Genomic DNA, 24,930 nt, shown 5'->3' on the forward strand with positions numbered 1-24,930 from the left:
TTGCAGAAAACGCCTGGCAAACTCTGAGGGACGTTTTTATACTATTAAAAAAAGCTAGGATAATTCCGAGAAAACGGCACATAAAGCGCGCAACAGGGATATCTTATAATACAATCCGCGCCAATTATGGGTTAGATAGTGTTCACCAGGCAGTGCGATTGACAGTTTTCAGTAAGACAATTATCCCTTCAACCGGGTCAGGCTTCTCATTGTTATGTTGCCGCAACAGCACTGCGGACGTGGGCAGGAATGGCAGATGAAGATGGCAAAGTATGCCGCGTTGTTAGCGACCTGCGCAAAAAGCTCCCTCAGGAGCTTCATTTGCGCACGTCTGGACTGCAGCCGTCTGTTGTCGCTGGTTCTGCTCGTCCTGTTGGCATTTCCCGGTTTGGCACGTCCCGAGACTGGCGACCCACATAAAAGTCGCACCCACGCCGTCACTACCGTGGTAGTCGGCATTATCAGCTATGCCCGCTGGCCCAGTGAACCCAACCCCATCCGACTGTGCGTGACGGCGCCGACACAATATGCCGAAGGCCTGTTCGATCCCATCTTGCTGAGCGCCCCCAGGCCAATAAAAGCCGAGCGTATTGCTTTCGACAGCCCGTTGCTGAGCACCGGCTGTGACGTGATTTATTTGGGCAATATCAATGCCGGTCAGAAACAGAATTTTATGCAACGCATTAACGGCCACTCCATTCTCAGCATCAGCGAGAATGATGATGAATGCTCCGCCGGCAACGCGTTTTGCCTGCAGTTCGAAGGTGACACGGCCAGCTTTAAAGTGAACCTTGACGCACTGGCACGCAGCGGCGTGCGCGTTCACCCCAACGTGCTGCAACTGGCACGCAAACAGGCCCCCCCACTATGAAGTGGTTGCGCAAGAACCGATCGGGTCAGTCGCGACCTACGCTGGGGCGGGTGCTGCAACGGGTGCACCTTGGACTGGCGCTGATTGCCGTCGGCACCGCCGGAATTTTCCTGACGCTGGTCGCGCTGTTTGCGCTGCGCGCCTATGCCGACCATAACCTGCATCTGATTGCGCGCTCCATCAGCTATACCGTCGAAGCTGCCGTGGTATTTGAAGACCGCACTGCCGCACGTGAAGCACTGGTATTGATCGCCTCCAAAGAAGAGGTATCAGAGGCAAGAATTTTGAACAACAGCGGCAAAGTGCTCGCCAGTTGGCGTCATCCCAAAGATGGCCCGCTGCACGGTATGGAAGAAATCGTGGCCCACTGGGCGCTGCCCGAGCCGGTGATCCTGCCGATTACTCACGAAGGCAAAGAGGTCGGCAAAGTGTGGCTACTCGGCCACGGCGGCAGCCTGCTGCGTTTTCTGTTGCGCGGTATGGTCGGCATGATCGCCTGTCTGGTGCTCAGTACCCTGTGTGCGCTGGTACTTTCCCGCCGCATGCTGCTGGGCATTGTCCGTTCGCTGGATGACATCGCCAATGTCGCACATGCGGTACGCCGCGATCGCGCCTTTGGCCTGCGGGTGCCATCAGCGCCGATTGCCGAACTGCATGAACTGAGCGTCGACTTTAATGGCCTGCTCGATGAGCTGGAAGCCTGGCAGGCACACCTGAAACAGGAAAATGATTCACTGACTCACCGGGCAACGCACGACAGCCTGACCGGCTTGCCGAACCGTGCCTTCTTTGAAGGACGACTGAGCCGTGCGTTGGGGGACATTAAACCGACCGAAAAACTGGCGGTGCTGTTTATCGACGGTGACCGCTTCAAGGAGGTCAATGACAGCTACGGTCACGCCGCAGGCGACATGGTGCTGACCACCATTGCCGGGCGCATTCGCGCACAGCTACGTGAAAGCGACCTAGTGGCACGTTTAGGAGGTGATGAGTTCGCCGTATTATTGGCACCGGTCCACACTACGGAAGATGTCCTGCAGATTGCCGATAACATTATCGACTGCATGACCCAACCGGTAATTTTGCCGAACGACGAGGCGGTGATTTCCTCTCTGAGTATCGGTATTGCCCTTTACCCTGAGCATGCGGTAACGCCTCAAGGGCTCTTGCACGAAGCTGACGATGCAATGTACCAGGCAAAGCATCGTTATAACGGAGGCTGGCGGCTGGCAATACAGAAATAAAGCCCCGGCTAAAAAATAAAACTAGGGATTTGATTATGATACAGCAAACACTAAAAAACCGTTTCTCACTGCTGGCAATGATGTTTATCGCCCTGCTGGCGCTCGCCGGCTGCCAGAGCAAACCGCAGGGCCTTACGCCTGAGCAGATTGCCCTGTTGCAGTCGCAAGGGTTCAAGCTGACAGACAACGGCTGGGAATTTGGCCTGTCCGACAAGGTGCTGTTTGGCAATAACGTCGGCAAACTGAACCCGGAAAGCACCGATACGGTACAAAAAATGGGTCGCGCGCTGATGAGCGTCGGCATCACCCAATTCCGTCTGGACGGTCATACGGATAATTACGGTGAAGACAGCTATAACGATCAGCTTTCGCTGCGCCGCGCCAATGCGGTGGCCGATCTACTGGCCAGCGTAGGCATTCCTCGTTCCAACATCGAAACCCGCGGCATGGGTAAACGCGATCCGGTGGCCGACAACCGCACCTCCAGCGGCCGTGCGGAAAACCGCCGCGTCGCTATTGTTGTCACCCCTTAAGCGACCAATATGCGCCTTCACGGGCGCATAAAGGGTTATACTTAGCGATCGCTGTGTGATGTCTGGGATCCGCTTTCGAAACGGGCTACACTCCGCAGCCAGACATCCTATAAAAACTGATATAGAGAGGCAGAGGCACCGTGGCTCAATACGTCTATACCATGCATCGCGTCGGCAAAGTGGTTCCGCCGAAGCGTCACATCCTGAAAAACATCTCGCTGAGCTTCTTCCCGGGCGCCAAAATTGGCGTGCTGGGTCTGAACGGTTCGGGTAAATCCACTCTGTTGCGCATCATGGCCGGCATCGACACCGATATCGAAGGTGAAGCCCGCCCGCAGCAAGGGATTAAAATCGGTTACCTGCCACAGGAACCGCAGTTGAACCTGGAACACACCGTTCGTGAGTCAGTCGAAGAAGCGCTGGCGGAAGTGGTCGGCGCGCTGAAACGTCTTGATGAGGTGTACGCGTTGTACGCTGAAGAAGGCGCCGACTTCGACAAGCTGGCCGCTGAACAGGGTCGCCTGGAAGAGATCATTCAGGCTCACGATGGCCACAATCTGAACACCCAGCTTGAGCGTGCCGCCGATGCGTTGCGCCTGCCGGAATGGGACGCGAAAATCGCCAACCTCTCCGGTGGTGAGCGTCGCCGCGTAGCGCTGTGCCGCCTGCTGCTGGAAAAACCGGACATGCTGCTGCTCGACGAACCGACCAACCACCTGGATGCTGAATCCGTGGCCTGGCTGGAGCGCTTCCTGCACGACTTCGAAGGTACCGTAGTGGCCATTACCCACGACCGTTACTTCCTCGACAACGTGGCCGGCTGGATCCTCGAACTGGACCGTGGCGAAGGCATTCCATGGGAAGGTAACTACTCTTCCTGGCTGGAGCAGAAAGACGCTCGTCTGGCGCAGGAAGCCTCTTCCGAAGCCGCACGTCGCAAATCCATCGAGAAAGAGCTGGAGTGGGTTCGCCAGGGCGCTAAAGGCCGTCAGTCTAAAGGCAAGGCCCGTTTGGCCCGCTTTGAAGAGCTGAACAGCACTGATTACCAGAAGCGTAACGAGACCAACGAACTGTTTATCCCACCTGGCGCACGCCTGGGTGATAAGGTTCTCGAAATCAGTAACCTGCGCAAGTCCTACGGCGACCGTTTACTGATTGACGATCTCACCTTTGCGGTACCGAAAGGCGCGATTGTCGGCATTATCGGCCCGAACGGCGCGGGTAAATCCACGCTGTTCCGCATGATGTCCGGTCAGGAACAGCCTGATTCCGGCAGCATCGTGCTGGGTGACACCGTCAAGCTGGCCTCGGTCGATCAGTTCCGCGACAGCATGGATAACTCCAAAACCGTGTGGGAAGAAGTCTCTGGCGGTCAGGACATCATGCGTGTCGGCAACACCGAAATGCCAAGCCGCGCCTACGTCGGCCGCTTTAACTTCAAGGGCGTCGATCAGGGCAAACGCGTCGGCGAGCTGTCCGGGGGTGAGCGTGGTCGTCTGCATCTGGCCAAGCTGCTGCAGGTTGGCGGCAACGTACTGCTGCTCGATGAACCGACCAACGACCTGGATATTGAAACCCTGCGCGCGTTAGAAAACGCCCTGCTGGAGTTCCCTGGCTGCGCGATGGTTATCTCGCACGACCGTTGGTTCCTTGACCGCATCGCCACCCACATTCTGGATTACCAGGATGAAGGCAAAGTGGAATTCTTCGAAGGTAACTTTACCGAATACGAAGAGTACAAGAAACGGACGCTGGGTGCCGAAGCGCTTGAACCACACCGTATCAAGTACAAGCGAATCGCCAAGTAATCCCGGAAAGCGCCGCGCATGCGGCGTTTTTTTTATTCCCACGCCAGCTCGCGGGCATAGTCGTCAAACACCGGGTGTTGCAATACCACGTCGATAAAACAGGCCAGCGCCGGTGAATTCAACTTGCGGCTCGGATAGACCAAATACAGTTCATTGCCTTCCGCCTGCCAGTCCGGCAACACCTCAACCAATTGCCTCTGTACCACCACCTCACGGCTGAGAAAAGCCGGCAGCAAGGTAATGCCCGCACCGGCAATCGCACATTCACGCGCGTACAACAGATTATCGGTGATATGCCGCATCGGCAGTTGCCAACGAAAATAGTCGTCACCCCTGCGCAGGCTCCAGACCGGCCAGGAGCGGTGTGCAATACAACGGTGCTGCTGCAACTGCTGCGGATCGACAATCGGTGGGGACTCTGCCAAATATGCCGGTGAAGCCAGCAAATAACGCGGCGCATGCCCCAAGCGACGGCCAATCAGTGAAGAGTCCTGTGGCTTGCCGGTGCGCAACGCCGCATCGAACCCTTCCTGCACCATGTCCACCATCGCATCAGACACCGACACCTCCAGCGAAACGTCCGGATATTGGCGCTGGAAATCCGCCGCCAGCCGCGCCAGCAACGTCGCTCCCAGCCCGGCAGGCGTCGAGATGCGCAACCGCCCGCTGGGGTTATCACGCAGCCGTTGCAGCGCCAGATCGGCCCGTTCGGCGGCGGACAGCATCTCTTGGCAGTGTTCCAGATAACGCTCGCCGGCAAAGGTCAGATTGAGCTGACGGGTGGTACGGTTCAGCAGCCGCAGGCCCAGCGTCTGTTCCAACTGGCTGATGCGTTGGCTAACGCTGGACTTCGGCAAAGCGGCACGCTTGGCTGCGGCGGTAAAACTGCCACACTCGGCCACCAGCGCAAACAACGCCATATCCTGTAGCTGCTTAAACCTCATTGTTCACCTCAAACGAACACTTAGTTAGTTATTGTCCATCTTATCACTCCCCTCCAACAGGTCTACACTGGGGCTATACATTCGAAAGGAGCAAAGTCATGCCGATTAAAGCCATTGCCGTAGACCCGAAAAACCCCGCCGGTTTCATTGAAATCAGCCCGGAAAAAACCACCCCAGGCCAGTACGATTTACTGGTGGAAGTCAAAGCGGTGTCGGTCAACCCGGTGGACACCAAGGTTCACGCCGGTCTGCAAAAAAGCGGCCTGCAGCAGCCACGCATTCTCGGTTGGGATGCCAGCGGCGTAGTGGTAGAAGTGGGCAGCAGCGTCAGCGGTTTCAAGCCCGGCGATGAAGTCTGGTATGCCGGTGACATTACCCGCCCAGGCAGCAACACCACCCATCAGTTGATTGATTCGCGTATTACCGCTCATAAGCCACGTAGCCTGAACTGGGCCGAGTCCGCGGCGATGCCATTGACCGCCCTGACCGCCTGGGAAGCGCTGTTCGAACACTTGAAAATTCAGGACGCCGCGCCTGGCAAAACCCTGTTGATTATCGGCGGTGCAGGTGGCGTTGGTTCGTTGGCAATCTCATTTGCTGCACAGCGCAGCCAGGTAAAGGTGATTGCGACTGCATCACGCCCCGAATCAGCGGCCTGGTGTCTGGAGCGCGGTGCCGATCTGGTGGTCGACTACCACGATTTGAAAGCAAATCTGGCGCAGCAGGGTATTGAGAGCGTGGATTATATTCTTTGCCTGAACGATACCGACGGTCACTGGCAAGCCATTTCCGATCTGATCGCGCCAATGGGCCATATCTGCACCATCGTAGAAAACGCCCAACCGTTGGACCAAAATGCATTGAAGTTGAAAAGTGCCGCGCTGCACTGGGAATTGATGTTTACTCGCAGCATGTTCACCACGCCGGACATCGCCCAACAGGGTGAGATCCTCAAGCAAGTGGCGCAACTGCTGGATGAAGGAAAACTGAGCACCACCCTGAGCGAAACCTTGCAAGGGCTGACGGTAGAGACCCTGACCGCCGCGCATAAAAAGCTGCGCGACGGGCATATGCAGGGCAAACTGGTGATTGTTTACTGATGACAGTTGGGGCGCAGCACTGAACTGCGCCCCAATGGCTTATACCGCTGCAACACCGACCAGCCGACTGGCATCAGCTGCCAGCAACTGCTTGACCAGCTCGACGCAGCGCAGGAAGCGTTCGTCGTAGTCGCTGGACTCCACGTGTACATACTCGATGTTATTGGCACGCAGCATCTCTTCCAACAAATGCTGGAACACTTTGCGATCCTTGGGGTTACCCAGACTGCGCAGGCCATCCGCCACCCAGGGGGTGTTATTTTCCAGCAGGATCACCAGATCAAACCGATACTCGTCGATCAGCGCCTGCACAAAGGGGTGTTCGCGCCCTTCGTACTTTTTGCAAAATGCCTGAGTGGTGACAAAGTCGGTGTCGATAAATGCCACTTTGTTGGCGTACTTCACCGCAAAGTCGACGTACTGCGCCTGCCCGAGGGCGATCTTGTCGTAGTCGGAATACTGGAGCGCCATCTCATCCCCGCCGAGGTGCGAGAACACATAGTCGCGACCATACTCCCAGGCACTGGTAGTGTTAAAGATGTTTGCCAGCTTGTTCACCAGGGTCGATTTACCGCTCGACTCCCCGCCGAGGATCGCCACGGTACGCACAAAGAACGGCTTTACTTCGGTCGGAATATAATCCCAATAGCGGAACGGATCCTGACGGATCTGGCGGCCACTGATATTCATAAATGAACGTTCGGGATCGATCAGGACGGTTTCAATCGCCAGATGTTCACGGTAACGCGGAGCGTCCTGCGCTTCGCTGGAATAGATGAAACTCGGCACTATGGCTTTCTGTTCCAGGAAGGCCTTCACCCCATCGCTCCAGACGTTCCAACCGTGCGGATAGGGTTCAATGCCCTGCTCGTCGAACGAATGAATATGGATGTTTTTCTGGTATTTGAAGGTTTGCAGCAGCCAGCGCAGACGATCGCTGACCGTCGGCTGTTGCGACATCGAACTGTTCTCGAACAGCTCTCTGTCACGCGGTTCGTCGTAACACAGGATCACGTGCAGCTCATCCACCTGGCTACAGGCGCGCTGGATCAGATAGATGTGGCCGGTGTGCAGGGGGTAAAATTTACCAAACACCACGCCGACCTTTTTCTCACGCCGTGGAAATTCCAGGCCAAGATAGCGGTGCAGCGCCTCCAGTTTCTGGGCGCTCGGACTCTTGATTTTGTCGTTTAGCAACTGGCTGAGGTAACCTTTAGTCATGCCACTGGCATCCGCCACCTGCTGCAGAGTGCAGCTCTTCTGCTTAATCGACGCCTTCAGGTAATCAAATTGCCGCATAGCCCCTCCGTTTAGTATGCTAAACAAAATAGCATAATCTGCACACCGCGTGGCAATTAATAAAACTGCTCCAGGACATCCAGCGCGTCTGCCAATTTCTTAACACCGAACACCTGCATATTGGCCGGTGGTTTTTTCGGTACATTGGCATGCGGCACGATGGCTCGCTTGAAACCGTGTTTCGCCGCTTCGGAAATACGCTCCTGACCGCTGGGGACCGGACGGATCTCTCCTGCCAGCCCCACTTCGCCAAACACCACCAAATCGTTTGGCAGCGGGCGATCGCGCAGACTGGACACCAGTGACATCAATAATGCCAGATCGGCGCTGGTTTCACTGACTTTTACCCCACCAACCACGTTGACGAACACGTCCTGATCGGACATCTGCAGCCCGCCGTGACGATGCAGCACCGCCAGCAGGATCGCCAACCGGTTTTGTTCCAGGCCTACGGCCACCCGGCGCGGGTTGGACATCATCGAATGATCCACCAGTGCCTGGATCTCCACCAGCAACGGCCTCGTGCCTTCCCAGACCACCATCACCGAACTGCCGGAGGTCACTTCATCGCCACGGCTGAGGAAGATGGCCGACGGGTTGCTGACCTCGCGCAGGCCCTGCTCAGTCATGGCGAAAACGCCCAATTCATTCACCGCGCCAAAGCGGTTTTTGTGGCTACGCAGGGTACGAAAACGCGAATCGGCGTCGCCGTCCAGCAGCACCGAGCAGTCGATACAGTGTTCCAAAACTTTCGGCCCGGCCAGCGAGCCGTCTTTGGTGACGTGTCCCACCATCACAATCGCTACGCCGCGCGTCTTGGCGAAGCGTGTCAGATAGGCAGCAGTTTCACGCACCTGCGCCACGCTGCCCGGCGAAGACTGAATATCCGCCATGTGCATCACCTGGATGGAGTCGATCACCATCAGTTTCGGCTGCTCCTGCTCGGCAATCAGGCAGATCTGCTCGATACTGGTTTCCGACAGCATATTCAGGCCACCGGTTGGCAAACCGAGACGGTGGGCGCGCATCGCCACCTGTTGTAGTGACTCCTCGCCGGTGACGTACAGGGTTTTCATCTGCTCGGACAGCTTGCACAGCACCTGCAGCAACAGCGTACTCTTGCCGGCGCCAGGGTTACCACCGATCAGTATCGCACTGCCCGGCACCACCCCACCGCCCAGCACCCGGTCAAACTCAAGGAAACCGGTGGAGAAACGCGGCAGCTCGTCCAGACTGATGTCCGACAGCTTTTGCACCTTGCTGATACCGGCATCACCGGCGTAGCCGCTAAGACGCTCATTGCGAGAGGAGGAAGACACCGCAGCCAGGCGCACTTCTGTAATGCTGTTCCAGGCGTGGCAAGCGCTGCACTGCCCCTGCCAGCGCGGATAATCGGCCCCACACTCATTACATACAAACGCCCGTTTTGCTGCTTTTGCCACGTATTACCTCTGTTTTTTTACCCCATTGTCGCTGACTGGCAGTATCGCCAGATCAGGCCAACGTTAGCGAACTTCGTGTTTCAGGCTGCCGGTCAATACACACAGCACGCCAATCAAGTCAGCATGACGAATCGACACCTGCGCCTTCTCATAGACTTTCGGTTTGGCGTGATAGGCAATGCCCAACCCGGCAACCTGCATCATTTTCAAATCGTTGGCACCGTCGCCGATGGCCACGGTTTGCTGCGGCGGAATACCCAGCTTTTCCGCCAGAGCAACCAGCGTATCAGCCTTGAACTGTGCGTCGACTATTGACCCCAGCACTTCACCGGTCAGTTTGCCGTCGCGGATTTCCAGTTCGTTGGCCGCCACCGCCACCAGCTTCAGTTTGTCACGCAGGTACTCGGCATAATAGGTGAAACCGCCGGAAGCGATCGCCACGTGCCAGTCCATCGCCTGCAGCTTGCGCACCAGGTTGATCAGCCCAGGCATCAGCGGCAACTCATCGCGCACCTGCTTGAGGATATTGGCATCGGCACCTTTCAACGTGCCGACGCGCTGGCGCAGGCTGGCGGTAAAATCCAGTTCGCCGCGCATCGCACGTTCAGTGACTTCAGACACCTGTTCACCGACGCCCGCCAGTTTGGCGATCTCGTCGATGCATTCAATTTCAATCGCGGTAGAGTCCATATCCATCACCAGCAGCCCGGGGGTGCGCAGATGGGGGATCTTGCCGAGCGGTGCTACATCCAGCCCGCCCTCTGCCGCCAACAGCTTGGCACGCGCCGTCAGAGTGCCTGCCAGACGCACCACCTGATAATCTTCGACGCACCAGGCAGTAACAATCACCATCGCCGCACCCAACTTGCGCTGGAAATCGGTAATGCGCGTTTTGTTCAGTTCTCTGCCATATAATAGCCAACCGGTATGACCCGCCCGATAATCCAGCGGCATCACTTCGTCACCGCTCAGCGAAAGGGGAAGACCCGGCCATTGAGAGATCTCTGCCGGGAGATCGCAATAGGTCAGACTATTCGACATCCTTAACTCCTGAAAAAACACTGCATGATAAAACGACGCATCAAGCTATCCTATCGCCATTGCTTCTGGCAACATAAAGTCTCGAAGATGCCCAAGGAACCTGCATGGCTCGCGCTAAACTGAAATTTCGCCTGCACCGCACCGCTATTATCCTGATTTGCCTGGCTTTGCTGGTGCTGCTGATGCAGGGTGCGTCCTATTTTAGCCTGAGTCACCAACTGGCGCGATCCGAACAGGTGGAAGAACTGGCGCAAACGCTGACCAAACAGGTGGCCTCCAGCCTGGCACCGCTGATGGACGACGACAGCGACGTCGATAACCAGCGCATCGACGCCATCCTCAAACAGCTCACCGGGGGCAGTCGCATTCTGGACGCCAGCGTCTATCAGCTTGACGGCACGTTAGTTTCCCACGCCGGTGAACAGATAAGTATACGCGATCGTTTGTCGCTCGACGGTAAACGCGCAGGCAGCTACTTCAATCATCAGTTGGTCGAGTCCATTCAGGGCAAAGACGGCCCAATCGGCTTTATCCGCATCACGCTGGACACCCACGTGCTGGCGACCGAATCCAAACAGGTGGACAACACCACTAACCTGCTGCGCTTGATGATCCTGCTGGCTCTGGCCATAGGCATTATTCTGGCGCGCACGTTGCTGCAACACCGCCGCAGCCGCTGGCAACAATCACCGTATCTGCTGACCGCCAATACGCCATTGGAAGAAGGTAACACGGTAGAAAATGACGATGATGACGTGCGGCCGGATGCGAATAAAGAAGAAGAGAAGAAAATCTGATAACCGCATGCTGGTGAATGGATAATGAAGCGATTGAATATCAATCAATTAACTGAATCAAAAAGAAAAACCAGCTTTTCCTTTGCTTAAATTAATAGATTTATGAATAGATTGGTATAGGGGCGCAGCAAGCTGCTGCGCCCGAAGGGTATTACGCTTTGTCGCCCAGCAGTACAGATTCCAGCGCAATAACGATCATTTCGTTAAAGGTGGTTTGACGCTCTGCTGCGGTGGTCGCTTCGTGACGTAGAATGTGGTCAGAAACGGTACAAATGGTCAGTGCCTTACAGCCGAACTCTTCGTACAACTCTGCCGCCACGCCGTAGATGCCGGCCGCTTCCATTTCCACACCCAGAATGCCGTACTTCTTCATTACCTGGAACATGTCTGGATCTGGCGTGTAGAACAGATCAGCGGAGAAGATGTTGCCTACGCGCGCCGGGATACCCTGCGCTGCCGCTGCGTCTACCGCGTTACGCACCATGTCAAAGTCGGCGATAGCCGCATAGTCATGGTCCTTGAAACGCATGCGGTTCACTTTGGAATCGGTGCAGGCACCCATGCCGATCACCACGTCACGCAGTTTGACATCGTCACGCACCGCGCCGCAGGAACCCACACGGATGATTTTCTTCACGCCGAATTCGGCAATCAGTTCACGCGCATAAATGGAGCAGGACGGGATACCCATACCGTGGCCCATTACGGAGATTTTGCGGCCTTTGTAAGTCCCGGTGAAGCCCAGCATGCCACGCACGTTGTTCACTTCCACCGCGCCTTCCAGGAAAGTTTCCGCGATGTATTTTGCACGCAGCGGATCGCCCGGCATCAGTACTACGTCAGCGAAATCACCCATTTCAGCATTAATATGCGGCGTAGCCATAATTATCTTCCTTCAGAAATCATATTTAATAAAAACGTCAAACATCTAAGCCTTGAATTTCAAGTTGCAGCTAGGCAGCTAGCGGGGGAATCCCCAGGAGCTTACTTGAGTAAGTGACTGGGGTTCACTCGTGAAGCTAACAACGCTGCGGCTTGAAATACGGGGCTTAGAACATGGATTTGCCGTAATCCATCGGCGACACGCCAAAGTAGCTGGCAACGGTCTGGCCGATGTCGGCGAAAGTTTCACGGTGGCCCAGCGAGCCCGGCTTCACTTTCGGGCCGTAAACCAATACCGGGATGTGTTCGCGGGTGTGGTCGGTACCCGGCCAGGTTGGGTCACAGCCGTGGTCAGCGGTGAAGATAATGATGTCTTCATCTTTAACCAGTTTCAGCAGTTCCGGCAGGCGCCGGTCGAACAGCTCCAGTGCGGCAGCATAGCCTGCCACGTCACGGCGGTGGCCGTAAGAGGAGTCAAAATCAACGAAGTTGGTGAACACGATAGTGTTATCGCCGGCTTTTTCCATTTCGATCAGAGTGGCGTCGAACAGCGCGTCGATACCGGTAGCCTTGACCTTTTTGGTGATGCCCACGTTGGCGTAGATGTCGGCGATTTTACCGATCGACACCACTTCACCGCCCTTCTCGTCCACCAGCTTTTTCAGCACGGTGGGTGCTGGTGGCTCTACAGCCAGATCGTGACGGTTGCCGGTACGCTGGAAGTTGCCCGGCTTGTCGCCCAGGAATGGACGCGCGATCACGCGGCCAATGTTATAACCGCCCTCGGTCAACTCTTCACGGGCGATTTCACACAGCTCATACAGACGGTCCAGACCGAAGGTCTCTTCGTGACAGGCGATCTGGAATACCGAGTCGGCAGAGGTGTAGAAAATCGGTTTGCCGGTTTTCATGTGCTCTTCGCCCAACTGGTCGAGGATCACCGTGCCGGATGAGTGGCAGTTGCCGAGGTAACCCGGCAGATTGGCGCGCTCAACCAGCTTGTCCAGCAGCTCCTGCGGGAAGCTGTTGTGTTCGTCGCTGAAATAGCCCCAGTCGAACAGGACCGGCACGCCGGCAATTTCCCAGTGGCCTGACGGCGTATCTTTACCTGAAGAAAGTTCGCTGGCGTGAGCATAGGCACCAATGATGTCCGCATTGCGATCCAGCCCTTGCGGGAAGGTACCGGTGGACTCTTCTGCCGCTTTGCCCAGGCCCAGTCGGCTCAGGTTAGGCAGGGTCAAGGGGCCCTGGCGGCCAACGTTAGCCTCACCGCGCGCGCAAACCTCGGCAATGTGCCCAAGAGTATCGGAACCCTGATCGCCAAATTTTTCGGCATCTTCGCTTGCGCCAATACCGAATGAGTCTAATACCATAATGAATGTACGTTTCATGCTTATCTCCTGTATACCCGTCGCCTTTCAAGCCACAGCGTTGTTAGCTTCACGTGTAAACCCCACTTAAGTAAGCTCCTGGGATTTACACGCTAGCCGCCTAGCTGCAACTTGAAATTCATAGGGTATATCAATGTTGTAAGGACACAGCCTATTCTGTGATGCGCTTATAGACCACTGGCGTCACTTCCGGCGCTTTGTCACTCAGCACCATTGCACTGCGTACCGCTTCGGCCGCCTGCTGCCAGCTTTCTTCGTCGTTGGCGTGGATCACCGCCAGCGGTTGTTGGGTATCCACCCTGTCACCCAGACGCGCCATGCCGGTCAGGCCGACGCTGTAGTCGATGCTGTCGGTCGCGCGACGACGACCGCCGCCCAACGATACCACCGCCATGCCCAGCGCACGGGTATCCATGGCGCTGATGATACCCTGTTTTTCGGCGTAAACCGGTTTGCTCAGGGTTGCGGCAGGCAGGTAGCTGTCGTAGCGCTCGACGAAATCGGTCGGGCCCTGTTGCGCCGCCACCATGCGACCAAACACTTCCGCCGCTTTACCATTGTCCAGCACCGCCTGCAGTTTGGCACGCGCATCGGCGTCATCTTTCGCCAGGCCGCCGGAAAGCAGCATTTCCACGCACAGTGCCATCGTTACTTCCAGCAGGCGCGGGTTACGGTATTCACCGGTCAGGAAACGCACCGCTTCGCGAACTTCGACCGCGTTACCGGCGCTGGAAGCCAGCACCTGGTTCATGTCAGTCAGCAGCGCGGTGGTTTTGCAGCTTGCACCGTTCGCCACACCCACAATCGCCTGCGCCAGATCGGCCGACAACGCGTAGGTTGGCATAAAGGCACCGGAACCGACTTTAACGTCCATCACCAAGGCATCCAGCCCTTCTGCCAGCTTCTTCGCCAGAATAGAGGCGGTGATCAGCGGGATAGAATCCACGGTGGCGGTGATATCGCGGGTAGCGTAGAAACGCTTGTCAGCCGGGGCCAGTGAACTGGTCTGGCCGATAATCGCCACGCCCACGTCCTGAATAATCTTACGGAAGGCATTGTCGTCCGGGAAAATATTAAAGCCCGGGATCGCCTCCAGCTTGTCCAGCGTACCGCCGGTATGCCCCAGGCCACGGCCGGAAATCATCGGCACATAGCCACCACAAGCCGCCACCATCGGGCCAAGCATCAGCGAAGTCACATCGCCCACGCCGCCGGTAGAATGTTTGTCGACCAGCGGTCCGTTCAGTGACAGGCTTTTCCAGTCCAGAACGGTACCGGAATCACGCATCGCCATGGTGAGCGCCACGCGCTCCGGCATGGTCATATCGTGGAAATAAATGGTCATCGCCAATGCAGCGATCTGACCTTCGGAAACCACATTGTCACGGATACCATTGATGAAAAAGCGGATTTCCGCTTCGCTCAACGGCTGACCGTCACGTTTTTTACGAATAATTTCTTGTGCCAGGAACAAGGCATCCCCCTGTTTTAGCTAATGTAGAGTACGGGCAGGCACCATTTCGCGCCTTACCGACGGAATCGTTCAGTAACCGTTGCCAGACGTCTCGGCACTGTGGCCCAGCGTCGCCAACAGGCTGGCTAACAGACTGGAAGCCCCGAAGCGGAAATGGCGTGCATCGGCCCAGCCCTCACCCAGAATACGATCGGCAAGTTGCAGGTAATGCAGTGCATCTTCTGCCGTACGCACACCGCCGGCCGGCTTAAAGCCCACCGTTTTGGCGACGCCCAGATCGCGGATCACCGACATCATCAGCTCGGCGCTTTCCAGCGTCGCGTTGACCGGCACTTTACCGGTTGAGGTCTTGATAAAGTCCGCGCCAGCATTGATGGCAATTTCCGACGCCTTGCGGATTAGACTGGCCTGCTTCAGCTCACCGCTTTCGATGATCACTTTCAGCAGCACGTTGGCGGCCAGACAGGCCTGCTTGCACTGTTTTACCAGTTCAAAACCGACCTGCTCATTACCGGCGATCAGCGCGCGGTAAGGGAATACCACGTCCACTTCATCGGCACCGTAAGCGATGGCCGCACGCGTTTCTGCCAGCGCAATCTCGATATCATCGTTGCCATGCGGGAAGTTGGTGACGGTCGCAATGCGGATGTCTGGCGTCCCCTGCTCACGCAGGGCCTTGCGCGCCACCGGGATAAAGCGCGGATAAATGCAGATGGCCGCGGTCTGTCCGGCCGGGCTGTTCGCCTGACGACACAGCGCGATCACTTTCTCATCGGTGTCATCATCGTTCAGCGTGGTTAAATCCATTAGGGTCAGCGCACGTTGCGCTGCTGCGGTTAATTCGGTCATAAAACTCTCCAACTGAGTACCTGGGTGTTGGCGAGCGGACTTGGTTCCTTGAAGATAGCGCTGGGGAACGGGTTCCCTCATCGGCAACTGAGATCCTTCTCACCGCACATGACGCTGCGCCTCGCGCAGGGTCAGTAATAGCTATTTGAACACGATCGCCTGAGGCAATTCGCGCTCGCAGTCACACTATATGAAATAACACTGTAACAGACCGGAATTATATGTGAAGAGCATCACAAAATAACGCGATATCGTTCACAAATTCGCTAAAGAAACGGGCAAAGACAGCGGGCACAGCATTCTGTGCCCGTGTTAGAAGTATAGGCGGTGTCCTGCAATAGAGCCTGTTGCCCTCTGCAGGACAGCCTCAGGCTTACAGCGCCAGGAAGAACCCGGCGATGGTCGCGCTCATCAGGTTGGAGAGCGTGCCCGCCGCTACGGCTTTCAAACCGAAACGTGCGATGTCGTGACGACGGTTCGGCGCCATGCTGCCCAGGCCGCCGAGCAGGATCGCCACCGATGACAGGTTGGCAAAGCCGCACAGGGCAAAGGAGATAATCGCCTTGGTATGCGCCGACAACACCTGCAACCCGTCTGCCGCAACCACGTCATCCGGACGCAGATAGGCACCGAAGTTCATGTAGGCAACAAATTCATTCACGATAATTTTCTGGCCGATAAACGAACCGGCGGTCATCGCTTCATGCCAAGGCACCCCGATCAGGAAGGCAATCGGTGAGAATACCCAGCCGAGTATCAATTCCAGTGACAGTTGCGGGAAGTCGAACCAGCCGCCGATCCCCCCGAGGATACCGTTCAACAGGGCGATCAATGCGATAAACGCCAGCAACATCGCCCCCACGTTCAACGCCAACTGCATACCGGAAGCCGCGCCTGAAGCCGCCGCATCGATCACGTTAGCCGGGCGATCTTCTTCCGCGATCAGCTTCGTCGCATCGTCTTTATCGTGGGTTTTTTCAGTTTCCGGCACCATCAGCTTGGCAAACAGCAAGCCACCCGGCGCAGCCATGAATGAAGCGGCAATCAGGTATTCCAGCGGTACGCCCATCTGGGCATAGCCCGCCAGCACCGAACCGGCCACCGAGGCCAGGCCGCCACACATAACGGTGAACAGTTCAGACTGGGTCATGGTAGCGATATACGGACGCACCACCAGTGGGGCTTCGGTCTGGCCCACGAAGATATTGGCGGTAGCCGACAGGGATTCAGTACGCGAGGTGCCTAACAGCTTTTGCACACCCCCGCCCAGCACGCGGATCACCAGTTGCATGATGCCGAGGTAATAAAGCACGGCAATCAATGAGGAGAAGAACACGATCACCGGCAGAACACGCAGCGCAAAAACGAAGCCGCCGCCGCCGAAAACTTCAAACATCTTGTCGGATACCAGACCGCCGAAGATAAATGAAATCCCCTGATTACCGTAGGCGATCACATTCGCCACACCGGCCGACATGCCACCGAGAATGCTGCGGCCAACCGGGACATACAGCACCAGCGCGCCGATGGCTACCTGAAGAACGAATGCCCAGCCAACGGTGCGAAACCTGATCGCACGGCGGTTGCTGGAAAGCAGCACGGCAATGGCGATCAGCGCCGCCATGCCGACCAGGCTCATGATGAGTTGCATGCAAAGTATCCCTGTTGCGAAAAAGAAATGCAGCCCTATCCGGTTGTACCGCGAGGGTTGCTTATGAGTGATTTCGGAGTGCGATTATACGGAGCGGGGCAGCACCCGCACCGATTTATGTCACAAATATATACAACAGGAAGCAAATGAAAATCTTATAACGTGACACACGTCACGCTTATTGCGACATTTAACCCACGAGGGTAAACAAGGAGTGAGTGTTGTGTTGCAGATGGGCGGCGATATCATCCGGGGATTCAGCGCGCAGTTGGCACAGCGTATGGAACACTTCAACGGCACGCTCGGGGCGGTTGGCTTGCCCCTGATAACCGGCCAGCGGCATGTCAGGCGCATCGGTTTCCAGCAGCAACGAAGTCAGTGGTAACTGGGCCATCACATTACGAGTTTTCTGCGCCCGCTCATAGCTGATGGTGCCCCCGACACCGATGTAATACCCCAGGCGAATAAACGCCTGTGCCTGCGACAGGCTACCGGCAAAGCCGTGCACCACGCCACGCCGCGGCACCTCGGCACGGCGCAGCATCGCCGCCAACTGATCGTGGCTGCGGCGGGAATGCAAAATCACCGGCAGGTCGTATTGCTTGGCCAGCTTCAACTGGGCGTTTAACACCCGCTGCTGCTGCTCAAACTGCGGGTTTTCCATATACAGATCGAGGCCGATCTCCCCGACCGCCACCAGCTTCGGCGGTCGGCTGGCAAGAAACGCCGCCAACTGCTCCAGTTCGGGTTCATGGTGCCCGGCAATATACAACGGGTGCAGCCCCAGAGCGGCAAACAGTGGCGGATATTCGCGCGCCAGCTTCAACACCCGCACAAAGCGATCGGCGGTCACCGTCGGCACGATAATCCGTCGCACACCCGCCTGTTCGGCCAACGCCAGACTTTCGCTCTCATGTCCGCTAAACGGTGGGAAATCAAAATGGCAGTGGGTGTCGGTGAAGTCGTGCATCACAGCAGGCCACCCTCACCCGGCGGAATATCGCCCGGCAAGATAATCTCCATCGCAGCCAGTTTGGCTTCCGTCTGGGTAGCAAGATCGCGCGGGTGACTGATATCGGTAATGATCGGTGAAGGCATGATGACGTTTTCCGGCTGGATCAAACGGCGTGACAGCGCCTTCTTCACCTTCATGCCGTCCCGTTTGTCCTGCTCTACCAGCCAGTGGCCGACGGTCGCCAGGAAGTAACGCCCACACTTACGGCCCAGGTGATAGTCCTGATTGAGCGACGTGACGCGACTCCCCAGAGCATTACTGGCTAACGGCTTCGGTGGGAAAATCTCGAAGATGCGCAGCTTGCCGGGCGGTTTCTCAATAAACTGCTGAATACGGTGATAACTTTGTTCATGGTGTTGCAGGATGCGTACCATCTGCTGCAGGCTGCTTTCACTCAGCCAGTGCTCCATACGCTTCATCCACTGCGGTGTGTAATACATCTGCGACGGCACGGTACGGATCACCACTATGGTGTCCGCGCCACGGCGATAGGCCTCTTCAACCGGGATCGCATCGCTGATGCCGCCATCCTGATAACTGACACCGTCCAGTTCTACGCCCATACGGTAAAAACCGGGGATGGCACTGGAAGCCTTGAGGGCCGGCAACCAGCTTTCACGTTGCGCCGGCAGGTAGGCCGGTTCGAAGTCATCACTGCGGCAGGCACACATCAGGAATTCACGCCCATCAATCAGCTGTTTTTCCGCCACATCCATCGCCAACGGAACCTGTTGCGAAGTGGTATCGAGCAGCCAGTCGAGATCAATCAGATGCCCACCGCGCACAAAGCGCAACGGGTTAAAGAATTCAGCGGAGGTGGTGTAACGGGTGATCACCCGCCGCGCGTAGCCCATCTGGCCACAAATAAAAGCCGAGAGGTTCTGTGCGCCGGCAGAAGTGCCGATCATCAGATCAAAAGGATTAAAGCGGGCACGCTGAAACTCATCCAGCACGCCGGCGGTAAAAATGCCGCGCTGCCCGCCCCCTTCACATACCAGCGCCATTTTACCGGGCCGATAAGGTTTATACGCCAGCGGTTCGATATTGCCGAGCGTGATGGGTATTCTGTATCCCAACCCTGCATCCTCAGTGAGACGTTTTACCCGAGGATACCTTGTCTTGCTCTCTTCCGTAATCCTCTTGCAGTACACCAGAGAGGCAGTCATTACTTCCCATCAGCCAGATGCAGTCGCTGTCGGACCACTCCGCCAATGCCTGACACACCCGGCCCTTCAGCTGTTTCCAGCGTCCGAAGATGATGTCGCTATTCATGATTGACCTCCCTGCTAAGAGAAAAGGAATTAAGCTTTGTTACACTTTGAGAGAAAAGCTAAGGGCGTCGGCGGCCGGTAAACAGGCTAACCAGGAACAGAATGATACCCACGACGAAGACGATTTTTGCTGCCCAGGCGGCTGTACCCGCCAGCGTCCCAAAACCTAACGCCGCAGCAATCAATGCGATGACTAAAAAGATAATGCCCCAACGAAACATAAGCTTCTCCTTACCATAGTGAAAAAACGCATCGCAATCCGTGCCCTTCACGGGCGCTGCAAGATTGCAGGTCAGTTTCTTTTTTTGATGGTGCATCCTGGGTTAACCTTTCGGCTAACCCAGGATTTGGTGCTTGTTGTCACGCGTACTAAAAATTTATGGCTTAACGACCAGGTCGTTCTTGACGCTTTTCACGCCATCAATAGCCTTGGCGATGCTTTCTGCACGCTCTGCCTGCGCCTGAGTTTTCACTTCACCGGAAAGCTGTACCACACCGTCGGTGGTTTCTACTTTCACGTTGCGTGAAGGCACGATGTCATCGGCCAACAGCTTGGCTTTCAGCTCGCTGGTGGTTGCGGTATCACCGGCATAAGCCTTCACTGACTGTTTGCTTTCGTCTTTCACATGCAGCTTGTCGCTGACGGATTTGACGCCTTCTACTTTGCCGGCCACTTCAACAGCGTGCTCGGCCTGCGCCTGGCTACCGACAAAACCACTCAGGGTGACGGTGCCTTTTTCGGTTTTCACCGAGATATCGGTGCTGGAGATGGTTTTGTCATCGACCAGCGCACTTTTAACTTTAGCCGTTGTTGCGCTGTCATCCATGTAGCCGTCAACTTTTTTCATGGAGCTATCGATTTTGGCACCCGCGCTATCAGCGGCACTTGACGCTTTATTGAGCATAGTCTCTTCAGCCAGCGCGCTGCCACTAACCAGAACGGAACCCAAAACAACAGCCATCAGTGATTGTGCAAATTTAGTATTTTTCATCGATCTCTTCCTTTGGTTGTGGATCCAAAATGACTGCGGATCCTTCAGCCGCCATAACGCGGCCCACTCAGTAATACTTCACGATTTCTATACGTTAAAACAGTCACGTTAAACGATTGTTGTCACAGCAGGAGTATTGCAACGGCTGTGCCAATTTTAAAACACCCTTTAAAATCAACAACAAAACAAAAACAGTTTACTTTTCAGGCTAAAAACTGTCGCCTATTGGCGACAACACCAATCAGTAAAATCAATGTTATCGCTATGTTATTGATTTACATGGAATCACACTGTCTCTGATTGGCAACAGTGCCGAACAACTCGCTACCGTTATGACAAAATGCAGTGAATTACGCTTACCGGATCGGTTATGCCCTGTTAAATATAGACCATGTGGCAGAAAACGCAGGTATAGCTGAGCAAATCCTGGCGGATGCAGAGGGGCTGAAAAGATGAAGGAGACTTATTAATTAGCAGAATGGGGGAAACAATATGACAGCAGGGCACCCTAAGGCGCCCTGCTGTTCTGTTAGTGCTCGCGTGTTTTGCGGAATACCACTTCAGGGTAGCGTTCCTGGGTGATATTCAAGTTAACCATGGTTGGCGCAATGTAAGACAGGTTGTCACCGCCGTCCAACGCCAGGTTAAGCTCACACTTGCGCTTGAACTCTTCAAACTTCTTCACGTCGCTGCATTCAACCCAACGGGCAGTCGAAACGTTGACCGACTCGTACAAGGCTTCCACGTTGTATTCGCTTTTCAGACGCGCAACCACCACTTCGAACTGCAGCACACCGACCGCGCCGACGATCAAATCGTTGCTGGCGATTGGGCGGAATACCTGCACCGCCCCTTCTTCGGACAGTTGCACCAGGCCTTTCAACAGCTGTTTTTGCTTCAGCGGATCGCGCAGACGAATACGACGGAACAGCTCCGGCGCGAAGTTCGGAATACCGGTGAACTTCATGTCTTCACCCTGGGTGAAGGTATCGCCGATCTGAATGGTGCCGTGGTTGTGCAGACCAATAATATCGCCCGGGTAAGCTTCTTCCACGTGCGAACGGTCACCCGCCATAAAGGTCAGGGCGTCGGAGATCACCACGTCTTTGCCGGTGCGCACCTGGCGCAGCTTCATGCCTTTCTCATAGCGGCCGGAGACCACACGCATAAAGGCCACGCGGTCACGGTGTTTAGGATCCATGTTGGCCTGGATCTTGAACACAAAGCCGGTGAACTTCTCTTCCGCCGCCACCACTTCGCGGGTGCTGCTTTTACGCGGCATCGGCGCCGGTGCCCAAGACACCAGACCGTCGAGCATGTGGTCCACGCCGAAGTTACCCAAAGCGGTACCGAAGAATACCGGCGTCAAATCACCGCTCAGGAAAGCTTCATGATCGAACTCATGAGAGGCGCCCTGCACCAGTTCCAGCTCTTCACGCAGCTGCGCGGCCAGATCTTCACCCACGGCGGCGTCCAGCTCCGGGTTGTCCAACCCTTTGACAATACGCACTTCCTGAATGGTATGGCCTTTACCGGTCTGATAGAGGTAGGTTTCATCCTTGTACAGATGATAAACCCCTTTAAACAGCTTGCCGCAGCCGATAGGCCAGGTGATCGGTGAGCAAGCGATTTTCAACTCACGCTCAACTTCATCCATCACTTCCATCGGATCGCGAATATCGCGGTCCAGTTTGTTCATAAAGGTCAGGATCGGCGTATCGCGCAGACGGGTTACTTCCATCAGCTTGCGGGTACGATCCTCAACCCCTTTCGCGGCGTCGATCACCATCAAACAGCAGTCAACCGCAGTCAGGGTACGGTAAGTATCTTCGGAGAAGTCTTCGTGCCCTGGGGTGTCCAGCAGGTTAACCAGACATTCGCGATACGGGAACTGCATCACCGAGGTGGTGATCGAGATCCCACGCTGCTTTTCCATCTCCATCCAGTCGGATTTGGCATGCTGGTTTGAGCCACGGCCCTTTACCGTACCGGCGGTCTGGATAGCCTGTCCGAATAACAGCACCTTTTCGGTAATGGTCGTTTTACCGGCATCGGGGTGCGAGATGATGGCGAAAGTTCTTCTTTTCGAGACTTCGCGGGCAAATTCACTAGGAGACATGTTTTTCAGATTCTACAGTTAGTCCGCCCTGCGAAAGTATCAGAACGCGCCGCGCACGGCGCCAGGCAAAGCGGTAAATAAAAGATAATAGCCGGGCATTTTCGCTGATTTACCCACCGGTGACAATCAATGCTTTTCCCGGCGGGAAAGTTAGGATCGAGATATTCGCTATGCCAACGGCAGCGCCATGACTATCGCGTCTTCACGCCCATGGGCAACAGGGTAGTAGTTACGACGGATGGTCACTTCATTAAAGCCGAGATCTTCGTACAGCGCGATGGCGGCACGGTTGGAGGCACGCACTTCCAGCCACAGCGTAAACACGCCACGGGGTTCCAGTTCTGCAATCAGCGCTTCCAGCAATTGACGGCCGAACCCTCGCCGTTGCCAGTCGGGATGAATGGCGATGTTGAACAGCGTGGCTTCATCCAGCACGATTTGGGTGATGGCAAAACCCGCCATCTGCCCGTCGGCTTCCAATTTCAGGTTAAGGTAGCGATCGCCCTGATTACTGGTAAGGGTGGCCTGCGTCCAGGGAAAGTTGTGGCTGGCTTGCTCAATCTTGAAGGCTGTGGCCAGGTCGGCCGCGGTCAGGGTAGAAATAGTGTTCATGATGACAAATCTGCTGCCAGAGTGCGCGTTTGGCACTCGCATCGAGAGAAAGCTCGGCCAGTGCCGGGCTGTGTAGTTGCGCGCCGGCCACCGCAAGCGGCTCCGCAACGCCCAACCGCCAACTGTTGCATTCGGTATCCTCAGGTAACATCGCCACCTGGTCCGGCGTCAGGGCATAAGTTTGTGCCGGGGTCAGCCCCAGGCTGCGCAGCACGTCGCAAAACAGTGGATCGTTAGGTTCAGGCAACGCCTGCGCCACGATCAGCAAACGCACCTCGGGTGGCAGACTGACCGCCACTTCGCCCTGCAACACGCCCGGGCGGCGCAATGTCCACTGCGTAATACCCAGTTGTTGTAACAGCCAGTCGCGTTTTGATGCCATGCCGATTCCTGTCAGGATCTACCCGTTGTGGTGCGCCATGCCTGCCATGCGCCGCGCTATGCTAACAAACCCGCGCGGCCTGCGCCAACAAACCCGTCGAACATATCGCCACAAAGCTCTATAATCCCCGGTCTAATTTCTAGGAGCCAAAACCTGATGTCTGCATTAACCCCCGCCAGTGAAGTCATGCTGCGCCACAGTGATGAGTTTATCGAACGCCGCGTTCTGTTCGCCGGTGACCTGCAGGACGCCCTGCCGGCCCAATTTGAGGCCGCGGATGTGCGTGTCCATACCCAGCAATACCATCACTGGCAGTTACTGAACCGGGCGATGGGTGACAACGTGCAGTACGGCCTGACCGTAGATGCCGCGTTCGTCGCCGAGTGCGATACGCTGATCTACTACTGGCCGAAGAGCAAACAGGAAGCGCAATTCCAGCTGTGCAACATTCTGGCATTGCTGCCGGTAGGCACTGACGTGTTCGTGGTGGGTGAGAACCGCAGCGGCGTGCGCAGCGCAGATCAGATGGTGGAAGACTACGCCACACTGGTTAAAATCGACAGCGCCCGCCGCTGTGGCCTGTATCACGGTCGTCTGGATACCCAGACCGAATTCAACCTGGAAGACTGGTGGGAAAGCTATCAGTTGCACGATCTGGAAGTGAAAACCCTGCCGGGCGTGTTCAGCCGCGACGGGCTGGATGTTGGCAGCTCACTGCTGCTGTCGACCCTGGATAAACACATGAAAGGCAAAGTGCTGGACGTGGGTTGTGGTGCCGGCGTAATGGCCTCGGTGCTGTCCAAACTGTCGCCAAAAATGAAGCTGACCCTCAGCGACGTCAACGCCGCAGCCATTGAATCCAGCCGCGCGACGCTGGCCGCCAACGGCATTGAAGGTGAAGTGATCGTCAGTAACGTCTATTCCGACATTACCGGCCGTTTCGATCTGATCATCTCCAACCCGCCGTTCCATGATGGGTTGCAAACCAGCCTGACCGCCGCGGAAACCCTGATCCGCGGTGCGTTAAAGCACCTGCCTATCGGCGGTCGTCTGCGCATCGTGGCTAACGCCTTCCTGCCGTACCCGGACATTCTGGATGCCACCTTCGGCAGCCATGAAGTGCTGGCACAAAACGGCCGCTTCAAGGTGTACCAGGCAACCGTTGCCCGTGCGCCACGCGATGGCAAGAAGAAAAAGTAAGTCCCCCCGACTC

The 24,930-nt window shown here is 56.1% G+C and carries 24 protein-coding genes; 7 read left to right on the top strand and 17 right to left on the bottom strand.

Going from position 1 to position 24,930, the window contains the following annotated elements:
* Positions 1–256 precede the first annotated feature (256 nt).
* The 4 genes from yfiR to ettA all read left to right on the top strand — a co-directional run bounded on the left by yfiR (position 257) and on the right by ettA (position 4,456).
* On the top strand, positions 257–871 hold the full coding sequence (yfiR, locus tag F8R23_RS14415; protein WP_112348508.1) for a regulatory sequestration protein YfiR: 615 nt from the start codon (positions 257–259) through the stop codon (positions 869–871).
* Positions 868–2,115 (top strand): diguanylate cyclase DgcN/YfiN, encoded by a 1,248-nt coding sequence (dgcN, locus tag F8R23_RS14420; protein WP_099063145.1) that lies wholly within the window; start codon positions 868–870, stop codon positions 2,113–2,115. Before yfiR ends, dgcN begins: the two co-directional genes overlap by 4 nt.
* A gap of 35 nt (positions 2,116–2,150) precedes the next feature.
* Positions 2,151–2,648 (top strand): outer membrane lipoprotein YfiB, encoded by a 498-nt coding sequence (gene yfiB, locus F8R23_RS14425; protein ID WP_099063146.1) that lies wholly within the window; start codon positions 2,151–2,153, stop codon positions 2,646–2,648.
* A 140-nt stretch (positions 2,649–2,788) separates the two neighbouring features.
* Positions 2,789–4,456 carry an energy-dependent translational throttle protein EttA gene (ettA, locus tag F8R23_RS14430; protein ID WP_129934186.1) on the top strand — a complete coding sequence of 556 codons (1,668 nt, stop codon included), beginning with the start codon at positions 2,789–2,791 and terminating at the stop codon, positions 4,454–4,456.
* 32 nt (positions 4,457–4,488) lie between these two features.
* Here ettA and F8R23_RS14435 read toward each other — a convergent pair whose 3' ends face one another.
* On the bottom strand, positions 4,489–5,400 hold the full coding sequence (locus F8R23_RS14435; protein WP_129934183.1) for a LysR family transcriptional regulator: 912 nt from the start codon (positions 5,398–5,400) through the stop codon (positions 4,489–4,491).
* A gap of 98 nt (positions 5,401–5,498) precedes the next feature.
* On the opposite strand from F8R23_RS14435, the gene F8R23_RS14440 reads away from it, so the two are divergent.
* Positions 5,499–6,500, top strand: coding sequence for a zinc-binding alcohol dehydrogenase family protein (locus tag F8R23_RS14440; protein WP_151415737.1), 1,002 nt, complete (start codon positions 5,499–5,501; stop codon positions 6,498–6,500).
* 39 nt (positions 6,501–6,539) lie between these two features.
* Here the strand turns inward: F8R23_RS14440 and nadR are convergent, their stop codons facing one another.
* From nadR to serB, 3 genes are all read right to left on the bottom strand, one after another.
* Positions 6,540–7,799 carry a multifunctional transcriptional regulator/nicotinamide-nucleotide adenylyltransferase/ribosylnicotinamide kinase NadR gene (gene nadR / locus F8R23_RS14445; protein ID WP_085120142.1) on the bottom strand — a complete coding sequence of 420 codons (1,260 nt, stop codon included), beginning with the start codon at positions 7,797–7,799 and terminating at the stop codon, positions 6,540–6,542.
* 56 nt (positions 7,800–7,855) lie between these two features.
* A complete protein-coding gene (gene radA, locus F8R23_RS14450; protein ID WP_012005120.1) occupies positions 7,856–9,241 on the bottom strand; it encodes a DNA repair protein RadA in 1,386 nt (461 codons plus the stop codon).
* 63 nt (positions 9,242–9,304) lie between these two features.
* Entirely contained in the window at positions 9,305–10,282 is a 978-nt protein-coding gene (gene serB, locus F8R23_RS14455) for a phosphoserine phosphatase (RefSeq protein WP_085120140.1), read from the bottom strand.
* Positions 10,283–10,386: 104 nt separating this feature from the next.
* Between serB and F8R23_RS14460 the strand changes: the two genes are divergently transcribed.
* Positions 10,387–11,079 carry a YtjB family periplasmic protein gene (locus F8R23_RS14460; protein ID WP_112348502.1) on the top strand — a complete coding sequence of 231 codons (693 nt, stop codon included), beginning with the start codon at positions 10,387–10,389 and terminating at the stop codon, positions 11,077–11,079.
* A 151-nt stretch (positions 11,080–11,230) separates the two neighbouring features.
* Here F8R23_RS14460 and deoD read toward each other — a convergent pair whose 3' ends face one another.
* The 13 genes from deoD to F8R23_RS14525 form a co-directional block, all read right to left on the bottom strand.
* Positions 11,231–11,962 (bottom strand): purine-nucleoside phosphorylase, encoded by a 732-nt coding sequence (gene deoD / locus F8R23_RS14465; RefSeq protein ID WP_129934181.1) that lies wholly within the window; start codon positions 11,960–11,962, stop codon positions 11,231–11,233.
* 166 nt (positions 11,963–12,128) lie between these two features.
* Positions 12,129–13,352, bottom strand: coding sequence for a phosphopentomutase (gene deoB / locus F8R23_RS14470; RefSeq protein ID WP_112348501.1), 1,224 nt, complete (start codon positions 13,350–13,352; stop codon positions 12,129–12,131).
* A gap of 151 nt (positions 13,353–13,503) precedes the next feature.
* Positions 13,504–14,826, bottom strand: coding sequence for a thymidine phosphorylase (deoA, locus tag F8R23_RS14475; protein WP_151415738.1), 1,323 nt, complete (start codon positions 14,824–14,826; stop codon positions 13,504–13,506).
* 69 nt (positions 14,827–14,895) lie between these two features.
* Entirely contained in the window at positions 14,896–15,675 is a 780-nt protein-coding gene (deoC, locus tag F8R23_RS14480) for a deoxyribose-phosphate aldolase (RefSeq protein ID WP_151415739.1), read from the bottom strand.
* 373 nt (positions 15,676–16,048) lie between these two features.
* The gene (locus tag F8R23_RS14485) at positions 16,049–17,326 is read right to left on the bottom strand and encodes a NupC/NupG family nucleoside CNT transporter (protein ID WP_099063154.1); all 1,278 of its coding nucleotides are present in this window, start codon (positions 17,324–17,326) and stop codon (positions 16,049–16,051) included.
* Between the two features lie 190 nt (positions 17,327–17,516).
* Positions 17,517–18,299, bottom strand: coding sequence for a TatD family hydrolase (locus tag F8R23_RS14490; protein WP_176979941.1), 783 nt, complete (start codon positions 18,297–18,299; stop codon positions 17,517–17,519).
* The gene (locus tag F8R23_RS14495) at positions 18,296–19,417 is read right to left on the bottom strand and encodes a patatin-like phospholipase family protein (RefSeq protein WP_151415740.1); all 1,122 of its coding nucleotides are present in this window, start codon (positions 19,415–19,417) and stop codon (positions 18,296–18,298) included. The genes F8R23_RS14490 and F8R23_RS14495 overlap by 4 nt, the downstream gene beginning before the upstream one ends.
* 10 nt (positions 19,418–19,427) lie before the next feature.
* Positions 19,428–19,613, bottom strand: a complete 186-nt coding sequence (locus F8R23_RS14500) for a CsbD family protein (protein WP_099063157.1) — start codon at positions 19,611–19,613, stop codon at positions 19,428–19,430.
* Between the two features lie 58 nt (positions 19,614–19,671).
* A complete protein-coding gene (locus F8R23_RS14505; RefSeq protein ID WP_004955572.1) occupies positions 19,672–19,833 on the bottom strand; it encodes a DUF1328 domain-containing protein in 162 nt (53 codons plus the stop codon).
* Positions 19,834–19,989: 156 nt separating this feature from the next.
* Positions 19,990–20,604: a molecular chaperone OsmY gene (gene osmY / locus F8R23_RS14510; protein ID WP_099063158.1), complete on the bottom strand. Its 615-nt coding sequence runs from the start codon at positions 20,602–20,604 to the stop codon at positions 19,990–19,992.
* Between the two features lie 529 nt (positions 20,605–21,133).
* Positions 21,134–22,723, bottom strand: a complete 1,590-nt coding sequence (gene prfC, locus F8R23_RS14515; protein ID WP_112348496.1) for a peptide chain release factor 3 — start codon at positions 22,721–22,723, stop codon at positions 21,134–21,136.
* Between the two features lie 168 nt (positions 22,724–22,891).
* Positions 22,892–23,335: a ribosomal protein S18-alanine N-acetyltransferase gene (gene rimI, locus F8R23_RS14520; RefSeq protein ID WP_129937912.1), complete on the bottom strand. Its 444-nt coding sequence runs from the start codon at positions 23,333–23,335 to the stop codon at positions 22,892–22,894.
* Positions 23,280–23,717 carry a DNA polymerase III subunit psi gene (locus F8R23_RS14525; protein ID WP_085119608.1) on the bottom strand — a complete coding sequence of 146 codons (438 nt, stop codon included), beginning with the start codon at positions 23,715–23,717 and terminating at the stop codon, positions 23,280–23,282. Before F8R23_RS14525 ends, rimI begins: the two co-directional genes overlap by 56 nt.
* Positions 23,718–23,873: 156 nt before the next feature.
* Between F8R23_RS14525 and rsmC the strand changes: the two genes are divergently transcribed.
* Positions 23,874–24,917 (top strand): 16S rRNA (guanine(1207)-N(2))-methyltransferase RsmC, encoded by a 1,044-nt coding sequence (gene rsmC, locus F8R23_RS14530; protein WP_112348493.1) that lies wholly within the window; start codon positions 23,874–23,876, stop codon positions 24,915–24,917.
* The last annotated feature ends 13 nt before the right edge of the window (positions 24,918–24,930 follow it).

This window comes from Serratia proteamaculans (assembly GCF_008830365.1).
In the GTDB taxonomy this organism is placed as follows: Bacteria; Pseudomonadota; Gammaproteobacteria; order Enterobacterales; family Enterobacteriaceae; genus Serratia; species Serratia proteamaculans.

Excerpts from the sequence above, each read along its gene's own strand:
- yfiR (WP_112348508.1), top strand. The coding sequence starts at position 257 with ATGAAGATGGCAAAGTATGCCGCGTTGTTAGCGACCTGCGCAAAAAGC.
- dgcN (WP_099063145.1), top strand. The coding sequence starts at position 868 with ATGAAGTGGTTGCGCAAGAACCGATCGGGTCAGTCGCGACCTACGCTG.
- yfiB (WP_099063146.1), top strand. The coding sequence starts at position 2,151 with ATGATACAGCAAACACTAAAAAACCGTTTCTCACTGCTGGCAATGATG.
- F8R23_RS14435 (WP_129934183.1), bottom strand. The coding sequence starts at position 5,400 with ATGAGGTTTAAGCAGCTACAGGATATGGCGTTGTTTGCGCTGGTGGCC.
- F8R23_RS14440 (WP_151415737.1), top strand. The coding sequence starts at position 5,499 with ATGCCGATTAAAGCCATTGCCGTAGACCCGAAAAACCCCGCCGGTTTC.
- nadR (WP_085120142.1), bottom strand. The coding sequence starts at position 7,799 with ATGCGGCAATTTGATTACCTGAAGGCGTCGATTAAGCAGAAGAGCTGC.
- serB (WP_085120140.1), bottom strand. The coding sequence starts at position 10,282 with ATGTCGAATAGTCTGACCTATTGCGATCTCCCGGCAGAGATCTCTCAA.
- F8R23_RS14460 (WP_112348502.1), top strand. The coding sequence starts at position 10,387 with ATGGCTCGCGCTAAACTGAAATTTCGCCTGCACCGCACCGCTATTATC.
- deoD (WP_129934181.1), bottom strand. The coding sequence starts at position 11,962 with ATGGCTACGCCGCATATTAATGCTGAAATGGGTGATTTCGCTGACGTA.
- deoB (WP_112348501.1), bottom strand. The coding sequence starts at position 13,352 with ATGAAACGTACATTCATTATGGTATTAGACTCATTCGGTATTGGCGCA.
- deoC (WP_151415739.1), bottom strand. The coding sequence starts at position 15,675 with ATGACCGAATTAACCGCAGCAGCGCAACGTGCGCTGACCCTAATGGAT.
- F8R23_RS14485 (WP_099063154.1), bottom strand. The coding sequence starts at position 17,326 with ATGCAACTCATCATGAGCCTGGTCGGCATGGCGGCGCTGATCGCCATT.
- F8R23_RS14500 (WP_099063157.1), bottom strand. The coding sequence starts at position 19,613 with ATGAATAGCGACATCATCTTCGGACGCTGGAAACAGCTGAAGGGCCGG.
- F8R23_RS14505 (WP_004955572.1), bottom strand. The coding sequence starts at position 19,833 with ATGTTTCGTTGGGGCATTATCTTTTTAGTCATCGCATTGATTGCTGCG.
- osmY (WP_099063158.1), bottom strand. The coding sequence starts at position 20,604 with ATGAAAAATACTAAATTTGCACAATCACTGATGGCTGTTGTTTTGGGT.
- prfC (WP_112348496.1), bottom strand. The coding sequence starts at position 22,723 with ATGTCTCCTAGTGAATTTGCCCGCGAAGTCTCGAAAAGAAGAACTTTC.
- rimI (WP_129937912.1), bottom strand. The coding sequence starts at position 23,335 with ATGAACACTATTTCTACCCTGACCGCGGCCGACCTGGCCACAGCCTTC.
- F8R23_RS14525 (WP_085119608.1), bottom strand. The coding sequence starts at position 23,717 with ATGGCATCAAAACGCGACTGGCTGTTACAACAACTGGGTATTACGCAG.
- rsmC (WP_112348493.1), top strand. The coding sequence starts at position 23,874 with ATGTCTGCATTAACCCCCGCCAGTGAAGTCATGCTGCGCCACAGTGAT.